Source organism: Ochrobactrum sp. SSR, from assembly GCF_030067775.1.
Classification (GTDB): Bacteria; Pseudomonadota; Alphaproteobacteria; order Rhizobiales; family Rhizobiaceae; genus Brucella; species Brucella teleogrylli.
The window spans coordinates 5,001-30,504 of record NZ_CP125970.1; the positions used below are offsets into that span (position 1 = coordinate 5,001).

A 25,504-nucleotide genomic window follows, 5' to 3' on the forward strand; every position below is an offset into this window, starting at 1 on the left:
GGGCGGTCGCCTCCTAAAGAGTAACGGAGGCGCGCGATGGTAGGCTCAGAACGGTCGGAAATCGTTCGTCGAGTGCAATGGCATAAGCCTGCCTGACTGCAAGACTGACAAGTCGAGCAGAGACGAAAGTCGGTCATAGTGATCCGGTGGTCCCGCGTGGAAGGGCCATCGCTCAACGGATAAAAGGTACGCCGGGGATAACAGGCTGATGACCCCCAAGAGTCCATATCGACGGGGTTGTTTGGCACCTCGATGTCGACTCATCGCATCCTGGGGCTGGAGCAGGTCCCAAGGGTATGGCTGTTCGCCATTTAAAGCGGTACGTGAGTTGGGTTCAGAACGTCGTGAGACAGTTCGGTCCCTATCTGCCGTGGGTGTAGGAATATTGATAGGATCTGTCCCTAGTACGAGAGGACCGGGATGGACGTATCTCTGGTGGACCTGTTGTCGTGCCAACGGCATAGCAGGGTAGCTATATACGGACGGGATAACCGCTGAAGGCATCTAAGCGGGAAACCCACCTAAAAACGAGTATTCCCTATCAGAGCCGTGGAAGACCACCACGTTGATAGGCCGGGTGTGGAAGTGCGGCAACGCATGCAGCTTACCGGTACTAATAGCTCGATCGACTTGATCACTCCCATTATCTGTATCCATCAAGCTTCGCTTGACGAATACCAGCTTTAACTTCTGTCCTCACGCTGTCGCGGCTAAAGCCGCTTCGCTCCGGACAGGGCGCCGGAAAACCGGCGGCACGCAGTCGCGTGCTTATTGTTTATCAGTGCAGAAAGAAAATAAGAGCAGATGAAACAGTGAGCTAACATACTCCCTTACTGCCCTATTCCCCTACTCCCCTAATCCAGCTTCTCAATTTGTGTTCTTCGCCGACCTGGTGGTTATGGCGGAGCGGCTGCACCCGATCCCATTCCGAACTCGGCCGTGAAACGCTCCAGCGCCAATGGTACTTCATCTTAAGATGCGGGAGAGTAGGTCGCTGCCAGGTCTGCCAAGCACACAAATCAAAACATCTTCTCAAATCATACAAAACACTCCAAACATGCGATAATCGCCAAAAATACCGACTACAACAAATAAGTGAGACAGGCTCGGAGCAGCCCGTTCGGCCTAAAATCGATACTCAATCGATTTTTTAACGGCCTCACCTCATCAGGCTACGCCTGACTGCGCTCCCGGGCCATTGAGGTCTGCACTTAATAACGCGGGGTGGAGCAGCCCGGTAGCTCGTCAGGCTCATAACCTGAAGGCCGCAGGTTCAAATCCTGCCCCCGCAACCAAACTCCCATGAAAATACCAAAAGCTTCGATCCATGCACCATCCCGGTCGTGCGGTAGGGCTTGTGCACGCTTCATGGAGCAACCCGTTCGACCTGCAATCGATTCACGGGATCTATTTTTTGAGGTCTCACCTCTTCAGGATGCGGATTGACGAGCAGTCGATCAACTGTATATCGCCGTCGTAAGCATCTAATATCGCGTTGAGAATGCGTGCCCGGTGCCCTGAATGGCGCCATCTGTTGAAGCGATTTACAGTCGTACAGACCGGAGCGGGCTGGAATATCTGCCCATGGCGCACCTGTTCTCAGCCGCCAGAATATACGGTTCAAAACACGTCGAGCGTCAACGTGGGCCTTACCATGCACTTTGGTCGGATGAAGCGGTTCAATTGCGGACCATTCGAAATCAGTTAAATCAAAACGAGCCATCATTGCCTTCAAATGAATGGAGACAGTGAATCACAAACCACTCAAACCGAAAACTATTTCATGGGTATATGACCCGGCGCTTGGTTCCAAAGCAGCCAATTTGCGACTTCTGGTCTGAAACGATCTAAAAGCAAGGCGCCTCTTATGAGCAACATGGGTTACCGATAGAGCTGTTTCGTTTATTGTTCGATTTCGGTGATAGCCAGTTCACGAGAATGAAATAGACGGCATTTTCCTGCCCCGATAGAAAGCGGAAGGCGATTGACGCACCGAACGCCGGGTTCTTAAAAATTGCAGGAATAACATGCCGATCTATGAGCTGGCTGCGGCGGGGGCAGCAACGTGCTGGGCACTGACGGGTCTCATTTCCGCCTGGCCAGCCGGTCATTTGGGCGCGCTTGCCTTCAATCGCGTGCGCCAGGTGTTCGTGACGAGCCTGCTCGCCATCTACGTGATTGCCACCGGAAAATGGCAGCAATTGACCGGCGATGTCGTTCTGCCGTTGCTGCTTTCAGGTTTCATCGGCATTTTTCTGGGCGATACCCTGCTTTTCATCACGCTCAACAGGCTTGGGCCCCGCCGCTCCGGCATTTTGTTCGCCATGAATGCGCCAATGACCGCATTGCTGGGCTGGCTGGTGCTGGGTGAAACGCTTTCCCTGACCGCCGTGCTCGGTATTGTCATCACGGTTTTCGGTGTTTCGCTGGCGATCTTCTTTGGCAAGCGCGCCAATCAGCAGCATCCATGGGAAACGATCAAAGGGTCGCTGTGGGCCGGTGTCGGCCTCGGGCTTTTGTCGGCGCTTGGTCAGGCCATCGGCTCGATCATCGCACGTCCGGTGATGGAAACGGGCATCGACCCGTTTGTCGGCTCCATGTTGCGCGTCGGTATTGCCGCCACCTGTCTGTCGGTTTTGATGCAGCTGCCCTTCGCAGCCGTCAAGCCCCGCAATCCGCTCAACTGGCGGGTTGGAGCGATGACGGCCCTGACCGGCTTCCTGTCGCTTGGCGTCGGCATGACCTTGCTGCTTTTTGCCTTGTCGGGCGGGAAAGCGGGCATTGTCTCGACCATTTCGGCTACAACACCCGTCATCATATTGCCGCTGCTTTGGCTTCGAACAGGCGAGCGCCCGGCAGCGGGCGCATGGCTCGGGGCCGCCTTTGCCGTGGTCGGCATGGCGCTGATCTTTATGCGTTAGGACGCTGCGCGTCCTTGCTGCGCGCCATCCAGCGCTCGCGGAAAGCCCTGCGCCGTGAACGCCAACGCGGGCGCGGAAGCGTCTGCGCGGATGTCTTGCTGCGCATTGCCGGGGGCGGCGACAGCAGGCGGATGAAGAACAGGATGCAGACACCGATGGTGAACAGCCAGAACATTTCGTCGGTAAGATCGTTGATCATAGTCTCATTCCAGCGGTTCGCCTGGCGTTCAAAAACTTGAGTATGCGGCGTCCATCAATGATTAGGAAATTAAAATAGAACACCGTTCCGACGGAATCGGATCGGTGCATTTCAGTAGAGATAGCTTCTGGCGAAACTAAGTCCAAGTCACGATAGTGTGCTTGTTTGCCAAGCTGATTATTGTGTCACGACCTTGGGTTTCAGGCGCAGGATCAGCGGCACAAGCACCAGCGCGACAGCGGGGAAAACCAGCCAGTTGATGGTTTCCCAACCGGAAGCGTGCAGCAGCGATCCCGCGAAGAACGACGCGCAGGCAACCGTTCCGAACATGATGAAATCGTTGGCGCCTTGTGCCTTGCCGCGTTCGGCGGGCGTGTGGCAGTCGGTGACCATCGCGGTGGCACCGATGAAGCCGAAATTCCAGCCGATGCCAAGCAAGATCAGTGCAAACCAGAAATGGCCGACATCGAAGCCGCCGAGCGCGACGGCTGCGGCCCCGGCGATCAGGATAAGCCCGAGCGCGGTGATCTTCTCCTTGCCATAGCGGGCGATCAGTTTGCCGGTGAAGAAGCTCGGTCCAAACATAGCCAGCACGTGCCACTGAATGCCAAGCGCCGCGTGGTCCACCGAATGGCCATGGCCGACCATGGCGATAGGTGCTGCCGTCATCACGAAGGTCATCAGGGCATAGGAGCAGACGCCAGCCGCCACCGACAGGATGAAGCGTGGCATTTTCAGAATCTCAATCAGGGGTCTGCCGGTATCGTTGTTGGCATTGGCTGCTTTGACGGCCTTGGGCGCGCGCAGCATGAACAGCACCGGCAATGCCAGGAGGCCAAGCACCGCCTGGCTCAGAAAACTGCCCGCGAACATGGCGTCGGGGATGGTATCGCGCGTCCAGATCACCAATTGCGGGCCGACGATTGCGGCGATAAGACCGCCGACCATCACATAGGAAATTGCTTTGGCCTTCATGTCGCCGCTGGCGGCGTCTGCGGCGGCAAAGCGATAGCTTTGCACATAGGCGGCGTAGAGACCCGCCGTCAGCGTGCCAAGGCAGAAGATCAGGAACGATGCCGAGAAAATGCCTGCGGCTGCGATCAACCCCGCCGCCACGCCGACAAGTGCGCCGAGCATATAGGCATTGCGCCGTCCGAGTTGGCGCATGAAAAATGCGGCAGGCAATGTGCCAAGCGCGAGCCCCAGATTGAACAGGCTGACGGGCAGGGTGACAAGGGCTGGATCAGACGACAATTTCTGCCCGACAAGACCGCCAAGCGAGATGACGATGGGCGGGCTCGACGCGCCGAGCGCCTGTGCCATCGTCAGGATAAGAATATTGCGGCGAACGGACGAATTTTCGGTCATATTTTCCCTCATGCAGCGACGCAGGAAATTAACGTCATAGTTGCCCGCCGAATAGAGGAAAAATATTCCATACTGACGAAGTTGGTTTTTCCTCTCGTCGGCACGGAAGTCTTCAAAGCTTCATTGGACAGTCAAGCACGTGTCACGAAGCTTGCTTACCCATGCGCATTGCTCAATCGGAACGGGGACATTCCATGCATCGCTCTTTAGGCACTTCGACCCTTCTCGCTAGCCTGCTGGCTTTCACCATCGCACCGGCCTCGGCTGATGAAAAAGCCTTTCCGGCAACGCTCAAGGCTCACGCGATCCTGCCAGCCAACACGGTTATCGCGGCACCGGATGATGCGGCAGACCATTTGAAGACCTCCGGCAAATTCACCACCGCCGACCGCAAACGCGCCGAGGGCATCGGCACGATCGAGGGCAAGGATGGCGTGCGCAAAACCGGCCTTTCGCTTCCTTTCGACGGCCAGCCGGTGCAGGGCTTTTCCGGCATCAAGACCATGGAAGACGGCAGCTTCTGGACGCTGTCGGACAATGGTTTTGGGTCGAAGCTCAACTCGCCCGATGCCATGCTGATGCTGCACAATGTGAAATTCGACTGGGACAATGGCAAGGTCGAGCGGGTAAAAACCCTGTTCCTCTCCGATCCGAACAAGAAGGCGCCGTTTCCGATTGTCATGGAAGGCGCGGAAAAGCGCTATCTGACCGGGGCCGATTTCGACGTGGAATCGATCCAGCCGGTGGCGGATGGTTTCTGGGTGGGCGAGGAATTTGGTCCCTTCCTTTTGAAATTCGATACTGAAGGCAAACTGACCGACGTATTCGCGACGCAGGTGGGTGAAACGCCGGTCGTTTCGCCGGACAATCCGAAGCTCGCTTTGCCTGCCAATCCGAGCCTCAAACTTCCGACCTACAATCTGAAGCGTTCGGGTGGCTTCGAAGGCCTTGCCATGTCGAAGGATGGTTCGAAGCTTTATGGTCTTCTCGAAGGCCCGCTTTTCGTCGATGGCGCGCCGGAAAAGACCGAAAGCGGCAAGACCGGCCTGCGTATCATCGAGTTCAGCGTGGCCGACAAGAAATGGACGGGTCGTTCGTGGCTCTATCCTCTGGCCGATGGCGGCGAAGCAATTGGCGATTTCAACATGCTGGACGCCAGCACGGGTCTGGTGATCGAACGTGACAACGGCGTTGGTGTTGCGGAAAAGGCCTGTGCTGATCCGAAGAACCCGCAAGCCGATTGCTTCGACGCGCCGTCCAAGGTGAAGCGCATTTACAAGATTTCCTTCGACGACAGCAATGTCGGCAAGGAAGTGCGCAAGATCGGCTATATCGACCTGCTGGCCATTGCCGACCCGGACAACAAGCGCCGTCAGGGCGGTCATGACGCCATTTACGACATGCCCTTCCTGACCATCGAAAATGTCGATCGCGTAGACGATACCCATATCATCGTCGGCAACGACAACAATCTGCCGTTCTCGGCTGGCCGTTCGCTCGACAAGGTGGACGACAATGAATTCGTGCTGCTGGAAGTCGGCGATTTCCTGAAAGCCGAATAAGCCGCTTGTGCCATGATTGAAGAAAAGCCGCGGGATCGTCTCGCGGCTTTTCTGTCTGTGCACGACAGAACTGCCGACATGGAAGTTTTCTTCGCTCTATCTATTTGTTTTTGCGCATTATCCTACGCAAAACCGCTTCGCACTTTTGCTGGAAATGCTCTATGGTGCCCTAAAGTTCTATGGAGGAAGCCGTTGAAGATTTTTATTTTCGGCAGTGTGAATGTGGATGTCAGCGCCCGCATGGCGGCGCTGCCTCGTCCGGGGCAGACGGTGAATGCATCGGGCTATGGCATCGGTCTCGGCGGCAAGGGCGCCAATCAGGCTGTGGCTGTCGCCAAGCTTGGCGGCGATGTGCGTTTTGTCGGCGCGGTGGGCAATGATGCCTTCGGTGATCTGGCCGTCAAGCAGATGCAGGAATTCGGGCTCAATACGGATGGCGTGCGTGTGACCGATGGTGTCGATACGGGCATGGCGATCATTCAGGTTGACGAGGCCGGGCAGAACACGATTGCGGTTTGTGCGGGTGCCAATGCGCATTGGTCGGCAGCCGATATCGACGCTTATGCTGCCGATATTGCCAAGGCGAAGATCACCCTTTTGCAGCGCGAAGTGCCGCATGAGGTTAATCTGGCTGTTGCACGGGCGGTAAGGGCTTCCGGCGGTCAGGTGCTGTTCGATCCGGCGCCGGTTGGCGATGCCAGCCGCATGGCGGACCTGATCGCACTTTGCGATATCATCTCACCAAACGAGACGGAAGCCGCCGAAATCACTGGCATTGAGCCAACCGATCTGGCCTCGGCAGAAGCGGCGGGCCGCAACCTTCTGGAACGCGGCCCCAGGACCGTTATTCTCAAGCTCGGCAGCCGTGGGGCGCTGCTGGTCACGGCGGATGAGGTCCGGCATTTCGAGCCGTTCAAGGTCAAGGTCGTGGATACGGTCGCTGCCGGGGACAGTTTCAATGGTGGCTTTGCGGTCGCCTATGCGGACGGAAAATCGCTGCATGATTGCGTGCGTTTCGCGTCCGCCTCGGGTGCGATTGCGGTCACGCGGGCAGGTGCTGGTGCGGCAGCACCGACCGCGCGCGAAGTGGAAGCGCTGATCGCCAGCGCCTGAGTTTCAGTCGTCATACAGAAAGCCGCGCTGGCTGGACCAGCGCGGCTTTTTTCGTTTTGACGAGGATCAGAGCGTCGCCAGACGTTCCGTCAGCAGCGTGAAGAAACCGTCCGCGTCGACATCCTTGATGAAGAGCGCGTTCTTCGGGCGGTCGGTCACTTCCCACCAGTCGACGACGGTTTCGCCGATGGTCAGCTCCGAATTGATCTCGATTTCCACATTGCAATGGCGACCGGAATAAAGCTCAGGCTTCAACAGATAGGCGATCACGTTCGGATCATGCAGCGGGCCGCCGTCGGTGCCGTATTTGGCTTCGTCATAGCGCTCGAAGAATTCGAGCCATGCTGCGACCACCTCGCCGACTTTTGTGCCGATGCCGCGAATGGCGGCGATACGCTTTTCGGTGGTCAGCACTTTGTGCGTCACATCGAGCGGCAGCATGGTGATCTGGATGCCGGATTTGAACACGACTGCAGCGGCATGCGGATCGACATAGATGTTAAATTCCGCCGAAGGGGTGATGTTGCCGCCTTCGAAATAGCCGCCGCCCATCAGCACGATTTCCTTGACGCGTTCGGCGATCTTCGGTTCGCGGATCAGCGCGGAGGCGATGTTGGTCAGCGGTCCAAGCGGGCAAAGCGTGACAGTGCCCGGTTCCTCTTTCATCAGCGTTTCGATGATGAAATCGACGCCGTGCTGCGCCTGAAGTGGCATGGTCGGCTTGGGCAGATCATAGCCGTCGAGACCGGTCTTGCCATGGACGTTTTCAGCCGTCACAAGCGGGCGTACCAGCGGGCGGATGGAACCTGCAAACACCTTGGTGTCCGGCTTCTTCGCCACTTCGCAGATGGTGCGCGCATTGATTTCCGTGCGTGCCAGCGGGCCGTTGCCCGCAACAGCGGTAATGCCGAGAATGTCCAGCTCCGGGCTTGCGAGCGCCAGCAGAATGGCAACGGCGTCGTCCTGACCGGGATCGGTATCGATAATGATTTTACGGGCCATGTTAGGGTTCCTAATAGGGGAATTAAAGAGCGTTGCGCGCTGCATCGACCGTCTGGTCGACAAGTGCTTCGAAAGAGATTTTCGCCGGGCGGCGCATATAGGTGACGATGTCGTCGGCCAAAAGCGGCTTCGACCAACGTTCCGCGATGATACCGGAGCCGTGCTGGATGGCGATCATGCTCAGGATCTGCGCGGCGTTGCAGTCGACGTCATGACCAATGCCGCACACGATTTCGAGCGTGCGGTCGAAATCGCCTTCGCCGAACCACAAGGCGATAACCTGAGCCGCCGCATTCGGATAGACGTGGATCCAGTTATATTCGGCATATTCCGCATCGCATTTCGCCCATGCATCCTGCCAGTTGCGTGCGGAATGGCAGGCATCAAGCGCGAAGGCCAGAACAGCGCCATATTCCGTTTCGGTTGAAAACAGCCCAATCGTTGAGACAAGCAGTTCGCGCGTGTCTCTCTCCGCAAAAGCGCGGGCGGCCATGACGGCGTTGAACACCTCGCCCAGAATGCCGTTACCGGCATGGGAGATTTCGGCGTCCATCCATGCAAGCCGTGCCGCTTCGCGGGCGCGACCGGGCACAACCATGCCGCAAATGGTGCCACGCATCTGCGCGCCGATCCATTCATCGAATGGATTGTCTGATGTGCCGGTTTCCGGCGGCGTCAGGCCACGGCGCATATTGGAAAGCGCGATGGCTTCCGCCGACCAGCCAAGCGGGATCAGCGCAGTCCAGCGCTCGGCAATGTCGCGGCTGGTGACAGCGGAACCCTTGTCGCCAAAGGCTTCCAGAAAGGCGATTTCGAAGGTGATATCGTCATTATAGGTGTTGGGCTCACGCACATAATCGCGGATCGGGCCGAAAACCTCCATGATGTTTTCAGCCGTATAGCCTTCCAGTGCGGTTCCAGCTGCTGCGCCCACCAGTTGCGCCATCCATGCGGCTGCGGTGCGGTCGCGGAAATCGTCTGAATGCACAGCGTAGAGCACATCATCCGGCCATTGGACGGCGGCGTCGAACTCCTCCCACGACCCATATCGCACTGTCTTCTGCGAAATGTGGTTCGGGTCGGGCGTTGCTGCCCGCATCAGCACGCGCAGGCGCATGTCGATCCGGTAGAGCGTTTCGAAATCGCCGCGCTCAAGCGCTGCCAGCCCATCGCTGAGAAGCTCTGCATAGGGTTCCAGCACATAGCCCTTGTTTTCGAGCGATTGCAGCGCGCCTGCCATCAGGCATTCGGGTGCTGCCGATCCGGGCACATTGCTTTTCCAGAACATGGCCATGAGATCGTCCTGCGCCTTCATGACGGCGCTCGCATCCCATGTCTGTTCTTCCGCCGTCCGCACCACGGGTTTGGTGTCGCGCAGCAGATCGCGGGTCAGTTCCCAAGCCTTCATGTTCTTCTCATTTTCATGCATGTCAGGAGTTCTTCAATTGCCGTGCGCGCCGCTGCTTGCGGGCGGCATGGATCGTCAGCACGACCACCGGAACGAGATAGGGGATCATCTGCATCAGTTCGAACGGCAGTCCGAGACTTTGCAGCGTGATGGCAAGCGATTCCGCAGCCGCCAGTACAAGGCTCGCGACAAGCGTGCCCCATGCCGTTCCCTGTCCCATCACTTCGGCTGCAATCGCGATAAAGCCGCGACCGGCAGTCATGTTCTGGGCAAACCAGGTCACATAGCCCAGTGAAAGATAGGCGCCCGCCGCACCGCCGAAGAGGCCGGACAGGACAAGCGCCTGCATCTGCACGCGCCGGACCTGAATGCCTGCGGCGCGCGCCGATTTGGGATCGACGCCGGTGGCGCGCAGATGCAGGCCGAAACGGGTGCGCATCATCAGCAGGCTGACCGCGGGGACGGCCAGAAGGGCGGCGAAGGTCAGCACATGAATATTGCCGATGAAAGGCACCGGCAGGCTTGGCAATGCGCCGCTTTTCAGCGCGCCCGACATGCCCTTGTCGCCGGTCGCCAGATAAAGGCCGAGCGTGGTTGCCGCCGCCGCCGCAATGTTGAGCGCAATGCCGGTCATGATGAGGTCGGTGCCGAGACGGTTGACCGAAACCGACATGATCCAGCCGAGAAGCGCGCCTGCAATCAGCGCGGCCAAAAGGCCGATGGCCGGGCTTCCCGTTGCGGCACTGGCCAGAACGGCGATGAGCGCCGCCGCAAGCATCATGCCTTCCATGCCGATGTTCAGAACACCGGCGCGGTCGGAAATCATCACGCCAAGCGCTGCCAGCAGAAGCGGCGTCGCCACACGCAGGATCGTGCCGATGAAGGACGGATCGAGAATTTGTGCGAGAACGGTGCTCATGGCTGCACTCCGGCTTGTTCGCCTTCACGATTGCGCAGGCTTCGGATCAGCCGCAGCACGGTCGGATGGTTATGGATGACGCTGGCCGTGGCACCCACCATGATGGCCGCTGTTACCAGTCCCACCACCTCGGTCGGAATATTCATGTTGCGGGCGAGAAGATCGCCGCCCACCTGAACGAAACCGAGGAACAGGGCAGCCGGGATGAGCATGAACGGGTTTTCCCGCGCCAGAATGGCGACGACAAGGCCGGTCCAGCCATAGCCGGGCAGGTCCAGCCAGGAAAAGCGCGCATGGAGGCCCAGCACTTCGAGCGCCCCTGCCATGCCCGCCACCAGACCGCCGACAATCTGCGCCCGCATGATGATACGTTTCAGCGGTAGGCCGAGATGATTGGCGAAGCCGGGGCTGGAGCCCGCAATGCGGATATTAAGGCCGGAGCGCGTCCAGTAAAGCCAGATGCCGCCCGCGATACAGGCCAGAATGGCGATGATCGAGCCGCTGTTGAGGCGCGTGCCCGCCAGCAGCCGGTCGAGCTTGGCCTCGGGCGGAATTCTGTAGGACATCATACCGCCCGCAGCCGGATCGCGGATGACATAATTGAGCACATAGAGGCCGAGGAACAGGAAGGCATAGTTCAACACCAGCGAGGTCACCATTTCCGATGCGCCGTAGCGCAGGCGCAAAGCCGCCGGAATGGTGCAGGCAAAGCTGCCCGCAACCGCGCCGCACAGAATGGCGACAGGCAGCGAGAACCAGCCGAGCGACGGGATCAGCACGGCACCGGTCACCGCGCCGAGCGCGCCCAGAAAGAAGCCGCTTTCGGCACCGAGATTGAACAGGCCGGAGCGAAACATGATCGTGATGGCAAGGCCGGTCAGCATGATCGGCGTTGCCGCTTCCACCATATTGCCCATATGGCGAATGCTGCCGAAGGGCCCGAGGAAAAACGTCTTCAGAATCGCCGCCGGGTCATCCTGCATCAGCGCCAGCGGCACCAGCAGCACGGCCATAATGACGGCAATGACCAGCACGGTCAGGAAGAACGGAACGAGGGAAGCCAGAATTTTGCGCATCAGGCAGCCACCTTGGTTCCGAGCATATAGGGGCCGAGCGTCGCGGGCGTGATGTCGGGCCCGTTTTCAAGATGGGCAACGATGCGCCCGTTGAAAAGCACAACGACACGGTCGCTGAGACGCAGCAATTCATCGAGATCGGCGCTGACCAGCAGCACCGCGCAGCCGCCCTGCGCCACTTCATCGATGCGGCGATGCAGGAAGGCTGCCGCCGAAACGTCGATGCCGCGCGTCGGCTGATCGGCGATGAGAAATTTCGGATTGGTTGCCAGCTCGCGCGCTGCAATCAGCTTTTGCGCATTGCCGCCGGAAAGGGAATCGAGCCGCTCCGTAATCGCGCCCGCGCGCACCGAATAGCGCTTGATCATATCCTGTACGCGCGTCTTGATCGCATTCCAGCGCAGGAAGGGTCCGCGATCCGTATCGGAGTTGCGGTCGGTTCCGGCGATGGCATTTTCCGCCAGCGACAGGCCGGGCGCGCCGCCTTGCGAAAAACGGTCGGCAGGAAGATAGGCAAGGCCCTTTTTGCGCCAGCTGGCCGTGTCGGCGCGAAGCATGTTTGCGTCGTTGAGACTGATCGTGCCGCTGGATGCTTCCGCCAGACCGGACAGGACGGAGACGAGGCCGCGCTGGCCGCTGCCATCCACACCCGCAACGCCGACGATTTCGCCTGCACCAATTGTGAGGTTGATATCGTTGATGCGGTCGGCAGGATCGGGCGCCTTGGTCGTCACGCCATTCATGGCGAGAACGGTTCTGGTCGGGCCGGTCTTGTGGGCGCGTTTTGGAATGTCGACGGCATGGCCCATCACCATCTGCATGATGGCATCGTCGGGCACATCGGCAAGCTTTTCCGTGCCGGTTACAGCACCGGCGCGCAGCACGGTGACGCTTTCCGCCAGTTCGCGCACTTCGTTCAGCTTGTGCGAAATGAAAAGAATGGTGATGCCGTCGTCGCGCAGGCTTTTCAGCCGTCGCATCAGTTCCTCGATCTCCGGCGGAGAGAGAACGGCAGTCGGTTCGTCGAGGATCAGCAGGCGTGTGCGGCGCGCCAGCGCCTTCAGGATTTCGACCTTCTGCTGGGCTGCGACGGATAGTGTGCCCGTGATCGCATCCGGGTCGGCATGCAGGTCATATTGCTGCATCAGTTCATCGACCATTTTGCGCGCGGCAACGCGGTCGATCAGTCCGGCCTTTACCGGTTCATGGCCGAGAATGATGTTTTCCGTAACGGTCAATGTCGGCACCAGTGAGAAATGCTGATGCACCATGCCGATGCCCTTCGCGGCGGCATCTTCCGGCGACCATGATGCGATATGCTGGCCATCCACGACGATTTCTCCCGCCGTGGCATTTTCAATGCCGAACAGGATTTTCATGAGCGTGGATTTGCCAGCGCCGTTCTCGCCGCAAATGGCGTGGATCGATCCGGCGCGGATCGAAAACGACACGTCGCGCAGCGCAACCGTGCCGTTCGGATAGACCTTGCTCACATCGCGGAAGGCGACGATAGCATCGCCGCCTTCATGTGTTTCAGCTTGATTTGCCACGATCAGGGACGAACCTTGTTGCGCATGGCATTGAGGTCTTCAGTGCTGAGCCCAAAGCCGGTCGGAACCGTGATCTTTCCTTCGGAAATCTCGTCGGAGGCCTTCTTGATGGCATCCTTGGTTTCCTGGCTGGCCATGGTCGCCATGTTGCCATCCATCACGATGCCAACTGCGCCTTCCTTCAGGCCAAGCGCTTCCGCCTTGCCGAAAGGCAGGTCGCCTGCCTTGAAGCGATCATAGGCCTGCAAGAGGCTGACATCGACGTTTTTCAGCACGGAGCTGACAACCTGCTTGGCAATGGCCGGGTCGCTGTCCTTGAAGATCGCTTCCTGATCGGAATCGACGCCGAGTACATATTTGCCGGTTTCCTTGGCAGCCGAAAGCTGGCCGAGGCCGGTCTGCGACGCGACCACAAAGCCAAGCGCCACATCGGAGCGATATTGCGCGAGGCCGAGTTCCTTGCCCTTGGCGGCATCCATGAATGAACCGGCATAGGAAATGGCGATCTTCACATCCGGCGTGACCGACTGTGCGCCTGCAATATAGCCAGCGAGGAAATCGTTGATGACCGGAATATCCATGCCGCCGAGGAAGCCGAGATTCTTGCCCGTATCGCCAAGCTTGCCGTCTTTCAGCAGCGAAGCCGCCAGCATGCCGCCGAGATAGGAACCCTCGTTCTGCTTGTACTGGATGGAATAGACGTTGTCATAGCCGCCTTCCTCATAAGGCACGCTCGCATCGTAAAGAACGTATTTCTTGTCCGGATACTGCTTGGCGACCGAACCGACGGTTTCCGACATTTGATAGGTGCCGCCGATGATCAGGTCCCAGTCCTGTTCGGACGCGTCGAGGAAGACCGGCTCCCACTTGGTCGGATCGTCGCCGATTTCGAGAATCTTGGTCTCTACCTCGTCGCCATATTTGTCCTTGATCATCTTCATGCCCTTGGCGGCGGAATCAAAGAATGATTTGTCGCCGAGGGCGCCGTTGATGATCAGGAGGATCTTGTCCTTGGCTTCCGCTGCGGTAGCGAAAGTGCCGATCGCCGTGGTGGCGGCAAGAGCTAAGGCAAGATGAATTATTCCCCGTCTGGTGGATTTGAGCACAACGCAACTCCATTTTCTTGTTTGAATGAGATGGTTTTTCCTTGCTCCGGCAAAAATGCCACCCCGCAGAACCCCCATGCATGATGCGATCAAACGATGATGGGTGGCGGGAGTCAATCTCCTTCGATTCCCGTCACTGTGGACAATAGTTTTCGGCAAACGAAAAGCATGGCTTCTGCAATGCAATCCGCTCCTGTAAGTTGCCCGGCATCTTGTTGTTGATGGGGTGGTCGTGAAGAAAATCGTTGGACTGGCAATTCTTGCACTGCTCGCGGCGGTGCCCGCTTATGCTGAAGACGACTGGAAGGCCGTCGAAGAGGTCAAGCCTTACGCCATTACCGGGCAGACCGGCATTGATCTCTATCGATCCATTGGCCAGCGTGGGCCGAAGATCGGGATTGGACGGGTGATCGCCCATACGAGCTATGTGCTGACCTGGGACCGCAAATTCGATAACAGCAACAATGGCTGCACGATTCTGTCGGCAAAACCGAAGCTGAAGATCACCTATACGCTGCCGAAGCCGTCACAAAAGCTGCCGTCGCCGGTGCGCGAAAACTGGGACGTCTTCATCGAAGGCATCCGCAAGCACGAGCTGGTGCATGGCGACAGCGCCAAGGACATGACGCGGGAAATCATGCGCCGTACGGTTGGACTTTCCGTGCCCAACGATCCGAAATGCCAGAAAATGCGCAAGGTGCTGATCAAGGAAATCACCGATCTGGTTGCCGTGCAACGCGCGCAAGGCCGCGATTTCGACCGGGTCGAAATGGGCAATGGCGGCAATGTGCAGCAGCTTGTGCTCGCGCTGGTCAACGGCGGCTGATCAGAGTTCCATCACGTCACGCCGGTCGTCGGCAATCAGCTTCCGGATCTGCTGTACGATCTGGTCGCCATGCGCCTTGCCAAGCCGGTCTGCTGTTTCGACACCCTGCTCTTCAATGGCGCGGATCATGTCTTCATGCTCCGTCACATATTGTTCCGGCAGCTGGTCCGAGAAGGACGAATAATAAAGGCGCAGCAAACGACGGCCTTCGTCAAGAAGGCGTGCGAAAAAACTCGTATAGAACGGGTTGCGCCCGGCCTCGGCAATCGCCGCATGAAAATCGCGATTGGTCGAAATCATGTCCAGCGCGTTTTGTGCGCGCACGGCCCTGGCAAAATCTTCCTGATGGGCGCGGATGATCTTGAGGTCCGCTTTGGTGCGGTGGCGTGCGGCAAGCCGCGTCGTGACGCGGTACATCAGGGTGATCGCGTCGAAAAAGGCAGGCAGGCTCAGAAAGTCGATATTCGAAACCACTGTCGAGCGGTTGGGGAGCGTCGTCACCAGCCCGTCGCTGGCAAGCCTCACAAGCGCCTCGCGGATCGGCGTGCGCGACATGGCAAAGCGCTCCGCAAGCTGGTTTTCATCAATGGGGCTACCGGGCGCGAGCGAAAGATCGATGATCTCGTCGCGCAGCACATCATAGACCATCTTGACGCCCGAGCCCTTCTTGCGGTCGGCAGATTGGCCCTCAGACCGGTTTGCCGATTGGCTGGATGGTGCTTTGCTCATGGCGTGTCCTTTATTGAAAGGGGCGGGCGGGAAGAGCCGGGAGGCATGCTTTCACGCCGTTATCCGCGATAACCTTTGTGATGGTGATTAGATCGTAGTTGCAATTGAAATTTTAGTCGACAAGAAAAATACATTGTGTATATTTGATTTCATACAAGGCTTGCTGAAGCCGGTTGTAGACTCTGGTTGATTGAAAAACGCGTTGAAGAGATTCAAGGACAGGACCATGACTTCTGATATTTTTTCCGGCTGCATTCCCGCACTCATGACGCCATGCAAGCCAGACCGTACGCCGGACTTCGATGCGCTGGTGCGTAAGGGCAAGGAACTGATCGCCGCTGGCATGTCTGCCGTCGTCTATTGCGGTTCGATGGGCGACTGGCCGCTTCTCACCGACGAACAGCGCATGGCGGGCGTTGAAGCGCTGGCCAAGGCTGGCGTGCCTGTCGTCGTCGGCACCGGCGCGGTCAACACGGCTTCCGCTGTCGCTCACGCTGCTCATGCCCAGAAAGTTGGCGCAAAGGGCCTGATGGTCATCCCGCGCGTTCTGTCGCGTGGTTCGTCGATTTCCGCCCAGAAGGCGCACTTCAAGGCCATTTTGGCGGCTGCGCCCGATCTTCCGGCGGTTATCTACAACAGCCCATATTATGGCTTTGCCACCCGCGCCGATCTTTTCTTCGCGCTGCGCGCTGAGCATCCGAACCTGATCGGCTTCAAGGAATTCGGCGGGGCGGAAGCCATGCGTTATGCGGCAGAAAACATCACCAGCGCCGATGACGATGTGACCCTGATGGTCGGTGTCGATACGGGCGTGTTCCACGGCTTCGTCAATTGCGGCGCAAAGGGTGCCATCACCGGCATCGGCAATGTGTTGCCGAAGGAAGTGCAGCATCTGGTATCGCTTTCCAAGGCTGCTGCCGCGGGCGATGTTGAGGCCCGCGTTGCCGCGCTTGAATTGGAAGCCGCACTTGGCGTGCTGTCCTCCTTCGATGAAGGCCCGGACCTCGTCCTGTTCTACAAGCACATGATGGTCGTGACCGGAAACCCGGAATATGAACTGCATTTCAACGAGACTGACAAGCTGTCCGATGCCCAGCGCGGTTATTGCGAAGCACAGCTGAAGCTGTTCCAGACCTGGTATGCAGAGTGGAACAAGCAGGGCGGCGCGGTCGCGAAATACGCAGCCTGAACGTTATAAAATTCGCAAATAAAAAACCCCGCCAATTGGCGGGGTTTTTGTTAGGTTGCGGTCCGAACTACGCGACGGCGTCGAGGCCCTTCTGGCGCAGCATTTCGAGCTGTTCCATTTCCGCCTGCGTCAGCGAAATGCCCTTGGAGAGCGATTCACGGCGGGCCGCGAAACGGCGTTGCGAAGGCAGGCGCGCACCCTGACCGGCAATGGCTTCCAGCAGGATTTCGCCGTGCTGGATCGGATTGAGACGCCCACCGGCCATGCGTGTCGGGTCGAAAGCGAGGATCAGTTCGCCGTGGCGCGGGGCAATCGTCGTGGTGCCAAGATACGCAAGCGCTTCCGGGCTGCTGAAATCGCCGATCATGGAACCGGCCAGAAGCTCGATCATGGTCGAAATGGCCGAACCCTTGTGCTGGCCGAAGGGCAGCATGGCGCCTGCGAGGGCTGCTTCCGGATCGGTGGTCGGATTGCCTTCGGCGTCAACCGCCCAGCCTTCCGGCAATTGCTTGCCGGCGCGGCGGTAAAGTTCCAGTTCGCCGCGTGCCGCGACACTGGTTGCAAAATCGAACACATAGGGGTTTTCGCCAGTGCGCGGCCAACCAAACGCAAATGGATTGGTGCCAAGAAGCGGCTTGCTGCCGCCCGCAGGCGCAACGGTCGCATAGCTCGGGCACATGGCCATGGCTGCGAGGCCTTCGTCGGCCAGCGCTTCCACTTCCGGCCAGAGGGCTGCGAAATGGGTGCAATCATTGATGACGAGGGCAGCCAGACCGAGCTTGCGCGCCCGTTCGATCAGCGCCGGTTTGCCGGTTTCGAATGCGAGATTGGCAAAGCCGCCATGGGCTTCGACGCGCACCACGGCGCTGTCATCCACGGTCAGCACGGGCACGGCATCGGTCGCCACCTTGCCGCTCTTCACGGTGCGCAGGCAGCCTTCGATGCGGTAAATGCCATGCGATTTGCAGCCGTCGCGTTCTGCGGCGACAATGGTGCGCGCGATTGCGGCTGCATGGTCATCGCTGAATGTGGCGTTGCGGAGTGTGTCCTTCACGAGTTCGAACAGTTCATCGACCGTAATCAGGATGGCGTCGCTCATCGTGATGTCCTTTCATGCAGCAAAACCGGGAAAATCGTTCTGCTGTGCATAAGGGCTGCATACACAGAAGTCATCCGAAATTGTGGTTTTGCCTCTCATGAAAGAGAACGACATTATGCAGGCAAGGCATCATCGTCCCCTGACGGATGATGCCGAGCCCGATCATTTCAGATCATTTGCGACCCAGTTCAAGATAAGTAATGCCGAACACGACAAGTGGCATGGCGGCAATCATTCCAAACGCGATCCAATGGAGCCACTGCATAGTGTGGTCCTCCGTTGTTGTGGTGTTGGAGAAAGTGGGCGGTGTTGGCCTCCGCCTCACATCAACCAGAGTGTGACTGCCGCAGCGATCACGAATGCGGCGGCAAAACTGCTTTCCAGTCGGTAGTACCAGAGCATGACAGCCTCCGTTATGGTTAACGAATGCTTAATAAACGCGGCTCTGGCGATTTGGTTCAATCGGCCCTGTAACATAATTGAGAGCGGCTTCGTGATGCGAAGCCGCTCTGCCGTGCCTTTACCAGTTGACGCGCAGGCCGACATTGCCCTTCAGCGTGTAGCTGTCGCCGAAATTATTCAGGCTTGTGTTGACCAGTCCTTCGCCGAACACGGAATAGCGCTGATTGTCGAAATCATAGCTGCCGCCGACGCCGAGACCGCCCCACAGACGATCCTGACGGCTTGCCAGGCTGACGCCTGCGAGATCGGCACGGGTGCCGTCGCGGAATTCGTAATAAAGGTTGGCGATGCCGTAGAGGCTGGCGCGGTCGGTTGTGCCCTTGGCGTTCTGCCAGGAAGATGCGTAATCGAGATTGAGGCCGAGACGGCCTTGCAGGCTCTCGCCACGATCAAACCGGACGGCGCTGCCGAAACCGTCGATGAAGTTGTCGGCGTCCACCGACGAATAGACGAGCTGGCCTTGTGGCGTGATTGACCAATGGTCGTCGATGGCGAGTTTCTGTCCGCTTTCCAGCGACAGCGCATAGCCGAATGCATGGCTTCCGGTGGCGAGCGCCGATGCACCTTCTGCCGATGTGGTCAGGTCGCTGTCATACCATGTCGCCTGCGCCAGCCCGTCTGCATAAAAGCCGTTCTCCCCATACCAGGTCAGGGTTCCACCGAGGCCATAACCATCCGTGGAAATATCGCCGGACACGAAGTCGCTGGACGATGTTCTGGTTTTGCCATGCATATATTGGCCGAAGATGCCGCCAACGAGGCGACCCTGCTCATTTTCCAGAAACGCGCCGTCAATACCCGCCTGCATCTTCAAGATGTTCTGACGGATTTGGGTTCCGGTGGTGCTGTAGTCGGCTTCAAGACGATTATGCGCGCCTTCAATGCGGCCCCAGACGCCATTGCCCATGGAGGTTGCGGTTTCCTTGTCGGAAGACGTGGTTTGCCCCACCCATACGCGGTTGCCCGTGCGCTGGCGCAGCGAAGAGACGCCGTTCATCCCAAGCAGATGCTGCGAATAGGCCTCATAGACCGGCGCACCGGCTTGCAGCTTGCCTTCCGGTTGTGGTTCCGGCTTCTCTGGAACTGGGTTTTCGGTGTTGGGGTTTTCCGGATTTGGGTCTGGATCTGGCGTGGGGATCACTGGCGTCTTCTTGGAAATCAGATACCAGTCATTGGTGTTCTGACCTTCAGCATTGCCTTTATAAAGGCCGTACTCATACGCGCCGATCACCACAGCGGGGCTGCCGCCTGCACGATATTGCGCGTCCAGTATGAAATCACCGTCAGAACTGCCGTTGACCTTGATGACTTCGATGCCCAGCGTCGTGCTGTCGCCCGTTCCACCGCGATTATTGACATGGAGGAAGCTGGTGCCCGACGTATTGCCATCGATCACGATCTTGTTCGTGTTCGACGTGTCGTCGCCAAGAACGGCATTGATCGTCAGCATGCCGTTCTTGCCGACATAATCGCCGGTAATATGAAGATTGTTGCTGGTCGATGTGCCGAAATTGACATTACCCGCATTGGCGAGCGTCACCAGTGTCTGATCCATGTCGTTGAGATCGAGCGTCGCGCCGGACGAAACTGTAAAAGCCGATGACGTGCTGAAGGCGTTGGTCGCACCCGCTTTCAGGGTTCCGGCTTCGATATTGGTGTCGCCGCTATAGGTGTTGTTGCCCGACAGGGTGGTCGTGCCTGTTCCGCTCTGGAATACGGTGCCGTTTCCAGAAATGTTGGCGCTGAAATCAAACGCATTGTCGCGGTTGAACGCCAGTTCGCCCTCATTGGAGATTTGCTGGCTGGCCAGACTGCCCGTCGCGCCGCCCGCACCGAGCTGAAGGCGCGCACCAGCTGCAATCGATGTTGCGCCGCTATAGCTGGTCGCGCCAGCCAGAGTGAGAATACCGCTGCTGATCGTGAAGCCGCCCGTGCCGCTGATATCGCCCGCATATGTTGTGCTTGCGTTTGTGATCTCTAGCGTCTTGGTTCCAAGCCGAACCTCGCCCGTGCCAGTCAAGGTCTGGATCGATGTAGAAGCGGCGTTGATGGCCGTAACGTCAAACAATCCATCTACGTTGATGAGGCTGGATGTTTTCAGGCTTCCCGCGGCACGGAGCTCAATCGTGCCCGATTGAATATCCGTTATGCCGGTATAGCTGTGGGTTCCTGCGCCCGTCCATAGCAGACCGTCGCCCGTTTTGACTATGCCGCCCGTTCCGGATACGGTCCCGCTGATGACGACCGTATTATTTGCATGGGTCGCGTTGATAGTGAGTGTCTTGTCGGTCAAGCCAATAGCGCCGAAATATGCAAGTGTGACAGTGCTGCCATTCGGATTGTCGACAACGAACGCTACATCATTGGCAAGTTGAAATCTTCTGGGGCCTTGACCACCCGACCCGCTGGCGGAGGAATGGAAGCCAATCCCGTCGACGCCGTAAATAACTAACGTACCGCCAGAGTTCGAGCCTCCAATACCGTTGCCATTTAGAGTGGAGCCGTCAAGAACGTCGATCCTGCCGACTGAGTAGGTTTGTCCAGGGCTGATTGATATGCTTTGGGTGCCCGGGTTGATGATCACAGTGTCAGCCGCTGTTGGCACAGCATTGTTGCTCCAGTTGCCTGCTGTGCTCCAAAGGCCGCCAGCTGATGGGCCTATGTATTCGACGTCCGCTGCATTTGCGGTAAGAGGAAATGCAAGCAGCGCCGTGCTCGCAGAAAGGACGGCTGCCAGTTTGTGCAATGGGTAGGTCCGCATCAAATTATCCTGCATAGTTCAAGGGACAACCAACGTCGGTTGTCTTGGCCCGCCGACTTTCGTGGGGGCACGGTCGGCTGTGTCTGTTCAGATTGTTTGGGAGCTTGCGTCGTGCTGGGGCTTCAACGCTGATCCTGCGACGCAGGGTGCTATGGGGTGAAGTGCCTTGCGCAAGACTGCATGTTTAAGTGTGTCATGGCCGCGCAATCGTAAGTTGCGCTGAGGCGGATAAAGGCATAGCGGTTCTTTCGGTAGGTATAGAATCGCTTATTAGGATAAATTATATAAATTATATTTGAAACAGTAAAAGAAGTTTCCGAGAGTGTTTTCTTTAATTAAGTCGTAATCAAATTATATATTTCTAATATAATCGGATAGTAAATATTAACAACATTTTAACATCCTGATCCATTCACGCTGGGCTTTCGACGTGACCAAATTGCCGGGTCATTTGCTCACGTAAAGCGGAACCGAAAGCGTAAGAAACGCTGCGGTGCCCTCGACCCGGTTTTCGGTGTGAAACTCGCGCAGCAATTTCACCCGCGCCTGAACCGGTGTTTTATCGAATTCGAAATTGTAGCTCGCGGTTACACCGAGTGCCGCCACGCGCCCGCGATAGCCACCGAGCACGGCTCCGCTGCCGCTGTCGTCGCTGATCTGCTGGTAATAATAGCCGATGGCACCGAGCGAGAACTGTTTCGAGAAATATTGCGAAACCGCGCCTTCCACATGGAATTCGGTTCCGGTGCGGTAATCGGTTTCGTGGTTTTTTCCGTTGAAGGTGAAACCGATCACGCCGGATATGTCGAGGCCGCGCGCCGGGTCGAACCAGGTTCCCGCAGCGGAAAGATCGCCACCCCAACGGTGGAAGGCAATATTGGCGAGCGAGTCCTTCTGGTAGTCCCCAATGGGAACATTGACCATACCATTGAGGCTCCAATGGAAGTCGCCGCTGTTCCAGCCGATTGTGGTGGTGACAACCGGATCACCGATCCTGGTAACGCTGTTGTCGATATCGCCCGAATAGGGTCCATAGACCAGATCAGCATCGACACTCTGATGGCCGAAGGGTGTGGTCAAGCCAAAGGCCAGCCGCCCTCCCAGAAGTTCATAGGGCGTGGACCATATGAAGGTTGGGAGGTCGACAACGGCCTTGGCATCGACACCGAAACCAACCACGCCGCCCAGCGGCAGCGGCGCGGACGCACCGGCACTTGCGCGATAGAAATAGGTGTCGTTCTGCAGATAGAGCCCGGGCGCGGGTAGGATCGCAGCCATCGGCCCCTTGGACCCCAGCAGGTAGAAGCCGAGACCGTTTTCTGCGGCCTGTGCGCCAAAGCAGAGGAGCGTCGCCGGAACGGACCAGAGGATAGGCTTTAGGGTTTGGACTAGTGGTTTCATGAGCCTGCTCTGATCCAGAGGTTCAGTGATGTTGGTTTTACAGTGGCAATCAGTGGGTGTTGTAACCTTCGATAGCGACAACCGGCTTCTGCCCGTTGATCTGTGCCTTTGAGACTGCCGCGGTGATTTCGCGCGTCTCGCGGGGATAGACCGTGACGTAATTGTCGTCATAGGTGATGGGCAGAATTTCACCGGAACTATCGTCTTGCCGAAGCTCCGCCCGGACAAAGAAAGCGATGTGGTCGGTCGGGTTGTTCAGCGAAATCTTGAAGCGGCGGAAGTCGTCTTGGGAGGCGATTTCTTCAAGTGTGGTTTTGAGTTCCACCTTCGGCATCGTGTTGAGCGGGGTGAAGTCAGCCCATTGCTTTTGTTTGAGTATCATGGCGTCCATCATGGAGTCTGGACTCATGTTTTCAGGAATGTCGTCCTTTGCCGATTGCCAATATGTGTTCTCCGCAAGCACTTCGTTCTTGGCATCGCGGAGTTGCAGGCGGACGAAATAAACCTTGCCCATGTCGCCATAACGCGGAAGCGTCATGGCGACTGTCGAGGTGGTAGGACTGGTGGTTTTGACGGTCACATTCTTCTCGTGCTTGAGCTTGCCGTTTATGTCGTAGAGCCGGGCGTTGACTGTTAGGTTTTTCAAGCCCCCCAGAGTCTGGTTGACGAGATAAATTTTGGCTTTGGAATGGTTGCCGGTCGCATAGCCGTCAAAAACAACGCTTAAAGGCTGCAGGGCTTTCTTGGCTCCGAAATAGCCGCCGCCCTGTTTCATATAGTAATCGAAGAGATGACCGAAGAAGGATGGCCAATGGCTGTTAAGCATCCAGAAAATCGTCATCTTGTGGGCGTCCCCACCCAGCGCGCCATAGGCTTCGTTCTGCGCGCGGACATTTTCATAGGTCGTGAGCTGAGCCTTGCGCGCAAGATCTTCAACGCTGTCTGCAGGCCCATATCGATTGGCAATGGCCGCCTTGGCGCTTTCAAGCGTGCTGTTGCCGGGTGCGGAACCGGCGCGCATATACCAGAAATCATTGATGGGCCAGAGCTTGTCCGCTGGCAGGAATTTTTTCAAGCTCTCCAGCGGCAGAATAGTCTCGTCATTGCCCGATTCAGCGATGGAGCCCATCGCGCCGATGATGTCGCCCTTGAACCAGAAGGCGGGCGCGCGCCATGAATAGGGCGCCGCCATATGGATACCGCTCCAGTCGCTGTTGCGGGCGGACACCGTATCGACCACCGCATTTTGCCAATGCATCTTTTTCAGAATGGCGTGGTATTCCTGAAGGACGGGAGCCGGGGGCAGTCCATCGCTGCCATTCGCCCAGATGAAGGCCGAGGCATGCGAGCGAAAATCCGCGATCATGTCCTGAACTGTGGCATAAGCGACGGCGTAGTCTTCCTTGTCCCAATGGCTCCACAGTTCCCACGATCCGCAACACATGAGGCCGCGCATGACCGGGATGCCTTCCTTGTCGGCCAGCTCCAGCATGTCATCATCGGCGAACTTGCCCTCCCAGCGCAGCATGTTGACGCCAAGGTCTTTCGCATAACGAATGATGTCGCGATCGCGCTGCGGATTGTTGTCGAACAACAGGTCGGGCGTATAGGCCGCGCCACGGATCAGATAATCACGGCCATTGACCTTGATATAGAAGCTGCCGGGGTTCTTGAACTTCGGAAACAGCTTGGAGTTGTCGATGTGCTGCGTGATCTTGCGTATCCCGAAATCCGTCGTTGCTGTATCGGAAACCTTGTCGCCGATGCTAAAGGTGAGTTTCAGATTGTAGAGGTTTGGCTTGCCCCAGATATAGGGCCACCAGACATCAGGCTTATTCACCGTCAGCGTCTTGACCTGTTCCGGGGTAAAGCTTTCTTCGCGAGTTTCGTTGGCTTTGAGCGTAACGGGCTTTTCAAGGTGAATGCTGGGCTTATCCTCCCGGGTGATCTCGCCGCGCGGCACCCCCGTAACGGGCTCTGAAGAGCGGTTGATCAGATCGGCATAGACATCGAGCTTCGCCGTCTTCAGATCTGGCACCGACAGGTCGGCTTTGACATAAGGATTGCGCAAGGCAACATCGCCGCCATAGGTGAGATAGACCTTGCGCCAGATACCTGCGCCCTTATCGGGGATAAAGGAGGTTTTTGTCGCGTAGTCGCCCAGATATTTCAAGTTGATCCAGTCCATCCATGTGTCGGTCAGATCGACACCTTCGCCTTTCCCCGGATTAAGGCTGTCACCCAATGTCAGGCTTGGGGTGCGCTGCTCCGGGGTGATTTTAACCGCCAGCAAATTATTTGCGCCGGGATGGACCAGCTTCGTGACGTCAAACTCGTACTTGCGGCTCATGCCGACAACGGTGTCGGGTCCTGCGATCTTTTGGCCGTTCAGCCAGATTTCACCACGATAGTTTAGCCCGTTGAAGATGAGCGTGTAACGGTCGTGCCCTTCTGGAACATCGAGCTTGGTCTGATACCACCATTGGTGTTTCCACAGGGTGTTGTCTACCTTGGTAAGATTGTCCCCATAGTAGATGTCTTTATAGACCCCTGCCTTGCTGAGCGCGTTCAAAACGGTGGAGGGCATCGTCTGGATAGCATAGCCTGCGTCGCCAAGCGGCGCATTCGGCACGTCGATCTGTGCTGCTTTCGCGTCGTCGTCCCGGATGAGACGCCATCCATGCTGCAGCTCGATTTTGCCGCTGGTAGCTTCGGCGCACGCTTCGAAAGTCAAAGACGAAGCAAGGATTGCTACGGCAACCAGAAAATACCCCACGCGAGCCATTTGCCCTCCAATGTATAAAGGTCGGAAC

General features: G+C 57.6%; 18 protein-coding genes, 1 tRNA gene, 2 rRNA genes and 1 pseudogene (1 of these 22 running past the window's edge). 8 read left to right on the forward strand and 14 right to left on the reverse strand.

Annotated features, from left to right (window positions below; translation table 11 throughout):
* From QLQ11_RS11600 to QLQ11_RS11610, 3 genes are all read left to right on the forward strand, one after another.
* Positions 1-638 (forward strand): 23S ribosomal RNA (locus QLQ11_RS11600); it begins 2,175 nt to the left of the window's first position.
* Between the two features lie 250 nt (positions 639-888).
* A 5S ribosomal RNA gene (gene rrf / locus QLQ11_RS11605) occupies positions 889-1,003 on the forward strand.
* Between the two features lie 215 nt (positions 1,004-1,218).
* Positions 1,219-1,295, forward strand: a tRNA-Met gene (locus QLQ11_RS11610).
* 139 nt (positions 1,296-1,434) lie between these two features.
* On the opposite strand, the pseudogene QLQ11_RS11615 reads toward QLQ11_RS11610, so the two are convergent.
* Positions 1,435-1,723 (reverse strand): annotated as a pseudogene (locus QLQ11_RS11615) (transposase); the annotation flags it as partial.
* A 304-nt stretch (positions 1,724-2,027) separates the two neighbouring features.
* On the opposite strand from QLQ11_RS11615, the gene QLQ11_RS11620 reads away from it, so the two are divergent.
* Positions 2,028-2,921 carry a DMT family transporter gene (locus tag QLQ11_RS11620; protein ID WP_121538888.1) on the forward strand — a complete coding sequence of 298 codons (894 nt, stop codon included), beginning with the start codon at positions 2,028-2,030 and terminating at the stop codon, positions 2,919-2,921.
* Here the strand turns inward: QLQ11_RS11620 and QLQ11_RS11625 are convergent.
* Positions 2,911-3,120: a hypothetical protein gene (locus QLQ11_RS11625; protein ID WP_109367858.1), complete on the reverse strand. Its 210-nt coding sequence runs from the start codon at positions 3,118-3,120 to the stop codon at positions 2,911-2,913. The genes QLQ11_RS11620 and QLQ11_RS11625 overlap by 11 nt on opposite strands.
* Before the next feature lie 177 nt (positions 3,121-3,297).
* Entirely contained in the window at positions 3,298-4,488 is a 1,191-nt protein-coding gene (locus QLQ11_RS11630; protein ID WP_109367857.1) for an MFS transporter, read from the reverse strand.
* Positions 4,489-4,682: 194 nt separating this feature from the next.
* Here QLQ11_RS11630 and QLQ11_RS11635 point away from each other — a divergent pair, with 194 nt between their 5' ends.
* Both QLQ11_RS11635 and rbsK read left to right on the forward strand, forming a co-directional pair.
* Positions 4,683-6,050, forward strand: coding sequence for an esterase-like activity of phytase family protein (locus QLQ11_RS11635; RefSeq protein ID WP_283736243.1), 1,368 nt, complete (start codon positions 4,683-4,685; stop codon positions 6,048-6,050).
* Positions 6,051-6,290: 240 nt separating this feature from the next.
* Positions 6,291-7,163: a ribokinase gene (rbsK, locus tag QLQ11_RS11640; RefSeq protein WP_235942933.1), complete on the forward strand. Its 873-nt coding sequence runs from the start codon at positions 6,291-6,293 to the stop codon at positions 7,161-7,163.
* 66 nt (positions 7,164-7,229) lie between these two features.
* On the opposite strand, the gene QLQ11_RS11645 is transcribed toward rbsK, so the two are convergent.
* From QLQ11_RS11645 to QLQ11_RS11670, 6 genes are read right to left on the reverse strand one after another with little or no spacing between them, the layout of a single operon-like run.
* Positions 7,230-8,165 carry a nucleoside hydrolase gene (locus tag QLQ11_RS11645; protein WP_109367855.1) on the reverse strand — a complete coding sequence of 312 codons (936 nt, stop codon included), beginning with the start codon at positions 8,163-8,165 and terminating at the stop codon, positions 7,230-7,232.
* A 22-nt stretch (positions 8,166-8,187) separates the two neighbouring features.
* Entirely contained in the window at positions 8,188-9,573 is a 1,386-nt protein-coding gene (locus QLQ11_RS11650; protein WP_235859001.1) for an ADP-ribosylglycohydrolase family protein, read from the reverse strand.
* Positions 9,574-9,595: 22 nt separating this feature from the next.
* Entirely contained in the window at positions 9,596-10,492 is an 897-nt protein-coding gene (locus QLQ11_RS11655; protein WP_109367853.1) for an ABC transporter permease, read from the reverse strand.
* Positions 10,489-11,568, reverse strand: coding sequence for an ABC transporter permease (locus QLQ11_RS11660; RefSeq protein WP_109367852.1), 1,080 nt, complete (start codon positions 11,566-11,568; stop codon positions 10,489-10,491). Before QLQ11_RS11660 ends, QLQ11_RS11655 begins: the two co-directional genes overlap by 4 nt.
* Complete coding sequence (locus QLQ11_RS11665) at positions 11,568-13,118, reverse strand: ABC transporter ATP-binding protein (protein WP_124915910.1); 1,551 nt, start codon at positions 13,116-13,118, stop codon at positions 11,568-11,570. The genes QLQ11_RS11660 and QLQ11_RS11665 overlap by 1 nt, the downstream gene beginning before the upstream one ends.
* Positions 13,119-13,120: 2 nt before the next feature.
* Positions 13,121-14,224, reverse strand: coding sequence for a BMP family ABC transporter substrate-binding protein (locus QLQ11_RS11670; RefSeq protein WP_109367850.1), 1,104 nt, complete (start codon positions 14,222-14,224; stop codon positions 13,121-13,123).
* 250 nt (positions 14,225-14,474) lie between these two features.
* Between QLQ11_RS11670 and QLQ11_RS11675 the strand changes: the two genes are divergently transcribed.
* Positions 14,475-15,050, forward strand: coding sequence for a DUF922 domain-containing Zn-dependent protease (locus QLQ11_RS11675; protein ID WP_371831107.1), 576 nt, complete (start codon positions 14,475-14,477; stop codon positions 15,048-15,050).
* Here the strand turns inward: QLQ11_RS11675 and QLQ11_RS11680 are convergent, their stop codons facing one another.
* Positions 15,051-15,779 carry a GntR family transcriptional regulator gene (locus tag QLQ11_RS11680; protein WP_283736245.1) on the reverse strand — a complete coding sequence of 243 codons (729 nt, stop codon included), beginning with the start codon at positions 15,777-15,779 and terminating at the stop codon, positions 15,051-15,053.
* A 226-nt stretch (positions 15,780-16,005) separates the two neighbouring features.
* Between QLQ11_RS11680 and QLQ11_RS11685 the strand changes: the two genes are divergently transcribed.
* Positions 16,006-16,968, forward strand: a complete 963-nt coding sequence (locus QLQ11_RS11685; RefSeq protein WP_109367848.1) for a dihydrodipicolinate synthase family protein — start codon at positions 16,006-16,008, stop codon at positions 16,966-16,968.
* Positions 16,969-17,035: 67 nt separating this feature from the next.
* Here the strand turns inward: QLQ11_RS11685 and QLQ11_RS11690 are convergent, their stop codons facing one another.
* The 4 genes from QLQ11_RS11690 to QLQ11_RS11705 form a co-directional block, all read right to left on the reverse strand.
* Complete coding sequence (locus tag QLQ11_RS11690; RefSeq protein ID WP_109367847.1) at positions 17,036-18,067, reverse strand: Ldh family oxidoreductase; 1,032 nt, start codon at positions 18,065-18,067, stop codon at positions 17,036-17,038.
* Between the two features lie 520 nt (positions 18,068-18,587).
* A complete protein-coding gene (locus QLQ11_RS11695) occupies positions 18,588-20,822 on the reverse strand; it encodes an autotransporter outer membrane beta-barrel domain-containing protein (RefSeq protein ID WP_283736246.1) in 2,235 nt (744 codons plus the stop codon).
* 915 nt (positions 20,823-21,737) lie between these two features.
* Positions 21,738-22,691, reverse strand: coding sequence for a transporter (locus tag QLQ11_RS11700; protein WP_109367844.1), 954 nt, complete (start codon positions 22,689-22,691; stop codon positions 21,738-21,740).
* A gap of 49 nt (positions 22,692-22,740) precedes the next feature.
* Positions 22,741-25,476 (reverse strand): sugar-binding domain-containing protein, encoded by a 2,736-nt coding sequence (locus QLQ11_RS11705; RefSeq protein WP_283736247.1) that lies wholly within the window; start codon positions 25,474-25,476, stop codon positions 22,741-22,743.
* Between the last annotated feature and the right edge of the window lie 28 nt (positions 25,477-25,504).

Excerpts from the sequence above, each read along its gene's own strand:
- QLQ11_RS11650 (WP_235859001.1), bottom strand. The coding sequence starts at position 9,573 with ATGAAGGCTTGGGAACTGACCCGCGATCTGCTGCGCGACACCAAACCC.
- QLQ11_RS11625 (WP_109367858.1), bottom strand. The coding sequence starts at position 3,120 with ATGATCAACGATCTTACCGACGAAATGTTCTGGCTGTTCACCATCGGT.
- QLQ11_RS11655 (WP_109367853.1), bottom strand. The coding sequence starts at position 10,492 with ATGAGCACCGTTCTCGCACAAATTCTCGATCCGTCCTTCATCGGCACG.
- QLQ11_RS11685 (WP_109367848.1), top strand. The coding sequence starts at position 16,006 with ATGACTTCTGATATTTTTTCCGGCTGCATTCCCGCACTCATGACGCCA.
- QLQ11_RS11635 (WP_283736243.1), top strand. The coding sequence starts at position 4,683 with ATGCATCGCTCTTTAGGCACTTCGACCCTTCTCGCTAGCCTGCTGGCT.
- QLQ11_RS11620 (WP_121538888.1), top strand. The coding sequence starts at position 2,028 with ATGCCGATCTATGAGCTGGCTGCGGCGGGGGCAGCAACGTGCTGGGCA.
- QLQ11_RS11700 (WP_109367844.1), bottom strand. The coding sequence starts at position 22,691 with ATGAAACCACTAGTCCAAACCCTAAAGCCTATCCTCTGGTCCGTTCCG.
- QLQ11_RS11680 (WP_283736245.1), bottom strand. The coding sequence starts at position 15,779 with ATGAGCAAAGCACCATCCAGCCAATCGGCAAACCGGTCTGAGGGCCAA.
- QLQ11_RS11705 (WP_283736247.1), bottom strand. The coding sequence starts at position 25,476 with ATGGCTCGCGTGGGGTATTTTCTGGTTGCCGTAGCAATCCTTGCTTCG.
- QLQ11_RS11630 (WP_109367857.1), bottom strand. The coding sequence starts at position 4,488 with ATGACCGAAAATTCGTCCGTTCGCCGCAATATTCTTATCCTGACGATG.
- QLQ11_RS11645 (WP_109367855.1), bottom strand. The coding sequence starts at position 8,165 with ATGGCCCGTAAAATCATTATCGATACCGATCCCGGTCAGGACGACGCC.
- rbsK (WP_235942933.1), top strand. The coding sequence starts at position 6,291 with ATGGCGGCGCTGCCTCGTCCGGGGCAGACGGTGAATGCATCGGGCTAT.
- QLQ11_RS11660 (WP_109367852.1), bottom strand. The coding sequence starts at position 11,568 with ATGCGCAAAATTCTGGCTTCCCTCGTTCCGTTCTTCCTGACCGTGCTG.
- QLQ11_RS11690 (WP_109367847.1), bottom strand. The coding sequence starts at position 18,067 with ATGAGCGACGCCATCCTGATTACGGTCGATGAACTGTTCGAACTCGTG.